The 6,698-nt window shown below is 71.4% G+C and carries 8 protein-coding genes and 1 pseudogene; 5 read left to right on the forward strand and 4 right to left on the reverse strand.

Features of this window, described 5'->3' with window-relative positions:
- A partial coding sequence (locus tag ACFXPX_RS43075) for a site-specific integrase (RefSeq protein ID WP_380645042.1) occupies window positions 1–749 on the forward strand: 749 nt, incomplete at its 5' end.
- A gap of 108 nt (window positions 750–857) precedes the next feature.
- On the opposite strand, the pseudogene ACFXPX_RS43080 reads toward ACFXPX_RS43075, so the two are convergent.
- The 4 genes and pseudogenes from ACFXPX_RS43080 to ACFXPX_RS43095 form a co-directional block, all read right to left on the reverse strand.
- A pseudogene (locus ACFXPX_RS43080) lies at window positions 858–1,219 on the reverse strand (hypothetical protein).
- 441 nt (window positions 1,220–1,660) lie between these two features.
- Window positions 1,661–1,942, reverse strand: coding sequence for a MerR family transcriptional regulator (locus ACFXPX_RS43085; RefSeq protein WP_380533193.1), 282 nt, complete (start codon window positions 1,940–1,942; stop codon window positions 1,661–1,663).
- A 1,334-nt stretch (window positions 1,943–3,276) separates the two neighbouring features.
- Window positions 3,277–3,600 (reverse strand): hypothetical protein, encoded by a 324-nt coding sequence (locus ACFXPX_RS43090; RefSeq protein WP_380529357.1) that lies wholly within the window; start codon window positions 3,598–3,600, stop codon window positions 3,277–3,279.
- A gap of 252 nt (window positions 3,601–3,852) precedes the next feature.
- Window positions 3,853–4,029 (reverse strand): hypothetical protein, encoded by a 177-nt coding sequence (locus ACFXPX_RS43095; protein WP_380645043.1) that lies wholly within the window; start codon window positions 4,027–4,029, stop codon window positions 3,853–3,855.
- A 176-nt stretch (window positions 4,030–4,205) separates the two neighbouring features.
- Between ACFXPX_RS43095 and ACFXPX_RS43100 the strand changes: the two genes are divergently transcribed.
- The 4 genes from ACFXPX_RS43100 to ACFXPX_RS43115 all read left to right on the forward strand — a co-directional run bounded on the left by ACFXPX_RS43100 (window position 4,206) and on the right by ACFXPX_RS43115 (window position 6,533).
- Complete coding sequence (locus ACFXPX_RS43100; RefSeq protein ID WP_380529354.1) at window positions 4,206–4,376, forward strand: hydrophobic protein; 171 nt, start codon at window positions 4,206–4,208, stop codon at window positions 4,374–4,376.
- Window positions 4,377–4,428: 52 nt separating this feature from the next.
- The gene (locus tag ACFXPX_RS43105) at window positions 4,429–4,587 is read left to right on the forward strand and encodes a hypothetical protein (protein WP_380645044.1); all 159 of its coding nucleotides are present in this window, start codon (window positions 4,429–4,431) and stop codon (window positions 4,585–4,587) included.
- A 656-nt stretch (window positions 4,588–5,243) separates the two neighbouring features.
- Window positions 5,244–5,930 carry a type III effector protein gene (locus tag ACFXPX_RS43110; protein ID WP_380529350.1) on the forward strand — a complete coding sequence of 229 codons (687 nt, stop codon included), beginning with the start codon at window positions 5,244–5,246 and terminating at the stop codon, window positions 5,928–5,930.
- 150 nt (window positions 5,931–6,080) lie between these two features.
- Window positions 6,081–6,533, forward strand: coding sequence for a hypothetical protein (locus ACFXPX_RS43115; RefSeq protein WP_380529349.1), 453 nt, complete (start codon window positions 6,081–6,083; stop codon window positions 6,531–6,533).
- Window positions 6,534–6,698: the final 165 nt, after the last annotated feature.

The raw sequence follows: 6,698 nt of genomic DNA on the forward strand, positions 1-6,698 counted from the left end.
ATGACCACCCGCCTGACCGCCAGCCCCGACAGAATCGGGCAATACCTCCGCCCGAAACCCTTCGCGGCAGCCTAAATCGGTATCGAACGCCCTCTGAGGCCGCGGCGTTCCTGCGCCACGGAGCCGAGCACTACGCCGACCGGCTCACCGACCTGTTCGAGGTCATGCTCGGCACCGGCATGCGCCGCGGCGAGATCCTCGCCCTGCACTGGTCTGACGTGCACCTCATGGACCGCAAGCTCTACGTCCGCTGGACGCTGACCGCCGTGAACAACGGGAAGATCCACCTCAGCGAGCCCAAGACCGAAGCCAGTCGCGCATGGATCAGCCTCTCCCCCAGAGTCATGGCCGCCCTCCACCGCCAGGCAGAGCTCCAGATGGCCCACCACCCCGACGGCCGGCTCGAAGGCCTCGTCTTCGCTCGCCCGGACGGCGAGCCCCTACGCCCGCAGTGGGTCCTCGAACAGCTGCGCAAACGCACCGCCGAACTCGACCTCCCCCGAATCGGCCTGCACGACCTTCGACACACCGCCGCCAGCATCATGATCGCCGCCGGAATCCCCCTCGCCGTCGCCTCCAAGACCCTGCGCCACGCCAACCTCGCCATCACCGTCGACCTCTACGGCCACCTCCTCAAGGACTCCGCCGACCAGGCCGTCAACGCCCTCGCCCGAGCACTCGACCAAGCCCAGGCAAGCCAGCTCCGGACCGTCCGCAGTGGCGACGACGACCTGCCGCTCGCGGCGTAACTCTGGCAGCCGCCCGACCTGCCGAGCTGTGCCCGTCATGCTCTGGCGGACGCGCTGTTGCGGGGAGACAGGGCACCGAGGCGGTAGTCACGTGGCCTGCTGCGGCGGTCAGGAGTCGGAGTAGCTGAGGTCTCCGACCGTCCAGCTGCTGATGTCCTCGATGGCGATGCGGTACATGCCGCCGGTGTGGGGCAGTCCGAAGTCGCCCTGCAGGATCCTCGCTCGGTGGAGATGCAGATGGGTGGGCCGTGCGGGCGGCGCGTCGGCGGGCGGGCGAAGAGAGTGGCGAAGGGCTTCAGGTGCTCCGACGACTGGAGGACCTCGGCCACCCGCTCCAACCACAGGGCCACCGGGGCGAGTCTGCCGGTGATCACGGCCCCGGGGACCACTACGGTCAGGGACATCTGGTTGCTGTGCTCGGCCTCGACCATCGCCGCGATGTCGATGAGCAGCCCGTCAGGGGTCGACATGTCCCACAGAATATGACATCGCCCTCCGCGGGCCCAAGGGCCTGGGCACCGGCCATGGCGGTCATCGTCCCTGCGCCTGCTGTACGGCAGCTGTGAGGGCCGGGCCGTCGCCTGGATCGCGCCGGCCGGCGGTGACGAGCAGGGCCGGCACCGAGGGCGGTGACGGTGGAGCCCGCAGAGCCGAGGGCCTTCGTCATGTCCGGCGTCAGCTCGCCGCCCAGGTTGGATGATGCGCTCCTGTCGCCGTCACCTTCGGCGGAGTGCTCGCGCGCCGCTTCGGTCCGGGCTTTGAAAGGACTGGCGGGCAGGGCGCTGCGGACTGCTGCAGTGAGCGCGGTTGAGGGCGTCGAGGACGCCGGTGTCGGGGCTTCTCGCTCTCGGGGCGGCCTGCGGTGAGCGCTGCCGCTCACCGCAGGCCGGTCTCGTCGGGCCGGCGGGCGGTCACGTGTCTGCGGTGGGCTCCTGGCGGTGTGGGGAGCGGCGGAGGTGTTCGTTGATGCGCAGGGCTTCTTCGAGTTGGTCTTCGAGGACGACGATGCGGCAGGCGGCTTCGATGGGGGTGCCCTGGTTGACCAGGTCGCGGGCCCGCATGGCGATCCGTAGCTGGTAGCGGGAGTAACGGCGGTGGCCGCCGTCGGAGCGCAGGGGGGTGATGAGGCGGTGTTCGCCGAGGGCTCGCAGGAAGCCGGGGGTGGTGCCCGTCATCTCGGCGGCGCGGCCCATGGTGTAAGCGGGGTAGTCGTCGTCGTCGAGCCTGTCGGGTGTGTCGGGGCTGGCCGTTGTAGTCACTGCACCTTTCTGGTTCTCGGGGAGAACGCGTCGAGGGGCCCCGGCGCCTTGTCGGCTCCGGGGCCCCGAAGGGGAACAACACCATCTACCGGCCTGGGCCGGTCCTTCTACTTCCGCAGTGCCCCGGGGAGGGGGTGCGGGGATCGCGTATGCGTGACCGGGAACCACCGTCCTTGCGTTGGGGTCTGCGGTGTCCGCCCGGACGAGTGTTCACGGGCCGGGCGATCCTGATGGCGCTTGCGCCCTCCGTTCATCCGTAGTATCGGTCTGTCACTTCGGTACTGCTGGCACTGCACCTGCTGGTCGGTGGCCGTGACGGCCCACCTGGTTCGAGAGCCCGCGCCCCGCGGGTCGTCCCGCGTCCGCGGTGACCTCGGAACCCAGTGCTCGAACCCCCGGGCACGCGCGCCCGCAGTCTGAGCGCCTTTGCCGAGGTCCTGCCTTTTCGCGACTGCTGGTACTGCACACTCACTGAACTGCGTACTGCTCGATACCGCCGGTGGCGGCCCCTGATGCCTGCGGGCCGCCTGGTCCGGCAGCCAGTCCCGTCGCCGCCGTACACCTGCCTGGCTTCGGAACTCCACTGCCGGACCGAACTGCGCACTTCGGTCAAACAACCCCGGCCAGTTCGTGTCTGGCCGGTATCGCCGACTGCTGTCTACGGGAGAAACCATAAACCGGCCCGCAAGCAATGTCTACTCCGGCGAACATAGATTTTGCGGCGCCGCCGCGTGAGGTAGCCCTGCTGTTCTGACGGCCCTCCGAGCCGCACCGCGTGCTGGAAGTACAGGCGAGACCGAGCAGTGAGGCGGGAATGGTGGAGCTGGTGGCGGCGGCTTCGGAGACGATCCGGGACGAACAGGTGGACCGAGGTTCTGGGTCGCTTCCGGGACGAGGCCGTCCAGACGCCGCTGCCGACGCTCGCACCGCCGGCTCCCTGAACCTGCTGGCCGCGCAGGATGACGGGTCTCCGCTGATCGAGCGCGCTCGAAGTCGAGGAACCACACCGAGACCGCGGCCGATCTGCTGGCGCCACGGCCCCCGACCGCGGCGCCGGCGCCGCGCGATCGGCTGATCCTGTCAATGCGCTTCACCGAAGCCTCACGCACTCCCCGATCGGCGCCCGCCCGGGCCTGTCGCAGGCGTGGGCCTCGCGGCTGCTCTCGCACGCCCTGGCGACCCTGCGAGAAGAGCCGAGCACCGACTGGGAGCGCCCCCGTCCGGCCCAGCTCCGCGCTGCGCGGACGCCGCCCTGGGCCGGCCGGCGACTACGAACCCACGCGGCACCGGACGACCAACGCGTTCTCGCGCGTGGTCACCACGAAGCCGGCCTCGACCAGGACCACGGACAACGCGGTCACCATCACCTGCCGGATCCCCTCGGAACGCTGTCGCTGCTGCGCCACCGTGAGCGGGCCGCGCAGTTCGGCGCTCGGACCGAGCAGGTCGGGGCCGGGGTTCCAGCCCACCAGCACCCCTTCATCGTGCTCCTGGGCGAACAGACCGGCTTCAGCCCCGCCGCCCCGGAGGGGCTGGAAGCCCGCAGCCCGCAGGGCCCGCATCACGTCGCCCGCGAGATCAGCGGCCGGCACGCACCGAAGGCTACCCGACCGGCCCAGAGAGCCGGGCCTCGCATGCCGGGACCGGCGAACAGAGGGCGACAGCGGACGGCGCGACCAGCGGGTGGGCCGGAGTGTGGCGGCCCGGGCACCACCATCGGTGGCCGGGCCGCACGTGGTGCCGGGGGCGACGTGACTCACTGGTCCCGGCGGTTCACTGTACGACACTTGCGCAGTGGCGCGCCGGCCACAAACCTCCTGCCGAGCCAGCGCGCTGACGGGCCGTCACGGTGCGGCGACGTCGGCCGCCGGCGGCTCGGGAACGTCGTCGTCGATCCCGGCCTCGTGGGAGGTGGGACTGTTCGGCTCCACCCAGCGCTCCCCGTCCGCCCAACGCGCACGCTCCGCGCTGTGGGGCTGGAGCTCCTCGTCGTGGCCCTGCTTCTCCTGCGGCGTCTTCACGGTCTGGTCCTCTCGTCGAATCGGACAGGCACCGGGCCAGTGCCGGCGGGCCCCGGGGCAGCCTGTGGGGCTGGCCTGTCGGGAAGTCCGTCTGCCCTGGATCGGCTGGAGGATTCCTGCGCATGTTCGTGCCGACCCGGGGCATCCGGTCTCGCGACACCGACTCGGAGGTAACGATGGTTCCCCTTCTTCTGGTCCTTCTGCTGGCTCTGCTCCTGTTCGGGCTCGGGTTCGCGATGAAGCTCTTGTGGTGGGCAGCCGTGATCGTGCTCGTCGTCTGGCTGGTGGGATTCGTGGCCCGCGGCACGAGCGCCTCCGGAGGCCGGGGCCGCTGGTACCGCTGGTAGCACTGCGCCCCAATCCCGGCGGTAGCCGCATTCGAATCTGAGAGGTGTTCGGATGACCACGACCCTGTTGCTGTTGCTGCTGCCGCTCGCACTGGCCGCGATCCTGACCGCGCTGGCGCCCACAGCCGTCCACCGCCGCACCCGGCCGCGGGCCGCCGTGGTCCGTACGACACGCTCCGCAGGACCGCGGCACGCCCGCGCCGCGCGCTGAGACCGCGGCGAGCACGGGCGAGACCCGGGCCCGACCAACCCTTGGAAGAGCCAAGTGCCTCACACGCCCGCTGGACCACCCCGAGGGGTGGTCCAGCGGGCGTTGGGCGTGTTGGGCAGCGAGCACCTGACGCCGCGTACAGCGGGGCTCGACTGCTCCGGCGCCAGCCGAGCCCGCGTCAAGGGCCGCACGGGCCCGTCTGCGGCGACTCTGGAGGTCAGCCCTGGCGCCGACAGCGGTGGCCATCGCGCCGCGCCACCGAACCGGCCGGCGGTCTCCTGGATCACCTCGCCCTCGATGCAACGAGCGATTTCGTTTCGCGCTCGGTCACCCGTGGCAACGTCGCCCGGTTGGTTCCGGGGCGGTCATGCCGACATCGCTCGACTGCACCGAGAGGAAGCCTCGTTCCCCACCGGCGAGGGCCCGATGAGCGTCGCCGCATCAAGCGGTAGGGGTCCGCGACAGACAAACCGCAGAGCTCTCGGCACCCCTGTGGCAGACCCCTTCCCGCCTGCAGTTCCAGGCGACCGGGGCGGGCCGACCGGAACGACCTCTTTCCCGACTGCGCCGATCGGACTGGTGCGACGCGACACGACACGCTGTAGGATGTCATCCATAAGATGACAGTGACCCAGTCAGCGAAAGAGTGACGTGGAATGGACGTGCAGGACACCGGCGGGACCGGAGTGGGACCGGCCTCTTTCCTGGCCGCTGCTGCCGCGCTGGGCATGATGGACGCCGCTGCCCGCACGGCCCGACACGCGCCCCCGGACGACTCGGGGCAGCGCGATCCCGCCGGGGCCCTGTCGGCGCTCATGATGCTGCGCCACCTGCGTGAGGAACTCGCCGGCTGGGAGACCGGGCTCATCGAGACCGCCCGCGGCGCCGGTGCCACCTGGGCGGATCTGGCCGAACCCATGGGCGTGCAGAGCCGGCAGGCCGCGGAGCGGCGCTACCTGCGCATGCGCCCGAACGCCGATGCCGGCACCGAGGCGGGCAGCACCGGGGAGCAGCGCGTCCAGGCCACGCGCGACCAGCGCGCCGCTGACCGGGCGGTGACCACCTGGGCCCGCGACAACGCGGTGGAACTGCGCCGCCTGGCCGGACAGATCGGCGCGTTGGACGACCTCACCACACCGGCGGCCCCCGCCATGGAACGCCTGCTGGACGCGCTGGGCCACCACGATCCCGCGCTCCTGCTCGCCCCGCTCGCCGACACCCGGCCCCTCCTCGCGGCGGAGCATCCGAAGATCGCCGGCCGCCTGGACGAGCTCAGTGCCCACACCGAGCAGCTGCGTGCGGACAGCGACCGGCAGCGCCGCACGCCCCCGGCTGGCCCCTGAGGCCCTGGGCCACACCTTGGCGGGGGCTCGGACCGCCGACGCGAGCCTGCCCCCGGCCCCGCAGAACGTGACGCGCGCTTCCCCGAGAGGCCTGACGCGATGACCGCCTTCCGGTGACGGCGTGCCGTCCCCCGACCCCGATCGACACCCATGACCCCAGCCGACCTGCAGCAGCTGCTGATCACGCGCGCGCCCGGTATTGCGGGCATCGCCGGCGCCCGCAAGCGGGACGACGACAGCCCCTACGGACTGGCCGTGACCCTGGACGGCGGCGGACAGGTGTGGTGGTCCGTCACCGGCGCCCTCGGCCCCGCGCCCACCACGGAGCCGGCCAAGGCCGAGGGCGTGGAGGCACCGGACCTGACCGGCCAACCGGTTGCTGTGGCCCTCGTCGAGCAGGCCCTGGTCGCCGCCGCGTCCGATCCGTGCGGCGACGTCGTGCGCGCCGAGCGGTACAGCACCCGCCCGAACCCGCCCGCCGTGCGCTACGGCGCCACGCTGGAATGCGGAGACGGATGGAAGCTCTACCTCTCGTGCTACGGCACCGCCCGCCCCGGCCACAGCCGCCCCGAGCAGCCCTATCAGCCCCTCAGCCATGTCTGACCGTGAGCGGACCGGCCACTTGGCCGGCTGCGACGACCCGGCCCCCTCTTCCCACCTCTCGAAGGAGACCCCTCCCGTGGCCAGCCCGACCCAGACGCTGGAGTTCCAGGCGGAGACCCGCCAGCTGCTGCAGCTGGTGATCCACTCGATCTACTCGAACAAGGA

Origin of the sequence: Kitasatospora sp. NPDC059146 (genome assembly GCF_042786665.1) — a bacterium.
In the GTDB taxonomy this organism is placed as follows: Bacteria; Actinomycetota; Actinomycetes; order Streptomycetales; family Streptomycetaceae; genus Kitasatospora.

Excerpts from the sequence above, each read along its gene's own strand:
- ACFXPX_RS43085 (WP_380533193.1), bottom strand. The coding sequence starts at position 1,942 with ATGGGCCGCGCCGCCGAGATGACGGGCACCACCCCCGGCTTCCTGCGA.
- ACFXPX_RS43110 (WP_380529350.1), top strand. The coding sequence starts at position 5,244 with ATGGACGTGCAGGACACCGGCGGGACCGGAGTGGGACCGGCCTCTTTC.
- ACFXPX_RS43100 (WP_380529354.1), top strand. The coding sequence starts at position 4,206 with ATGGTTCCCCTTCTTCTGGTCCTTCTGCTGGCTCTGCTCCTGTTCGGG.
- ACFXPX_RS43115 (WP_380529349.1), top strand. The coding sequence starts at position 6,081 with ATGACCCCAGCCGACCTGCAGCAGCTGCTGATCACGCGCGCGCCCGGT.
- ACFXPX_RS43105 (WP_380645044.1), top strand. The coding sequence starts at position 4,429 with ATGACCACGACCCTGTTGCTGTTGCTGCTGCCGCTCGCACTGGCCGCG.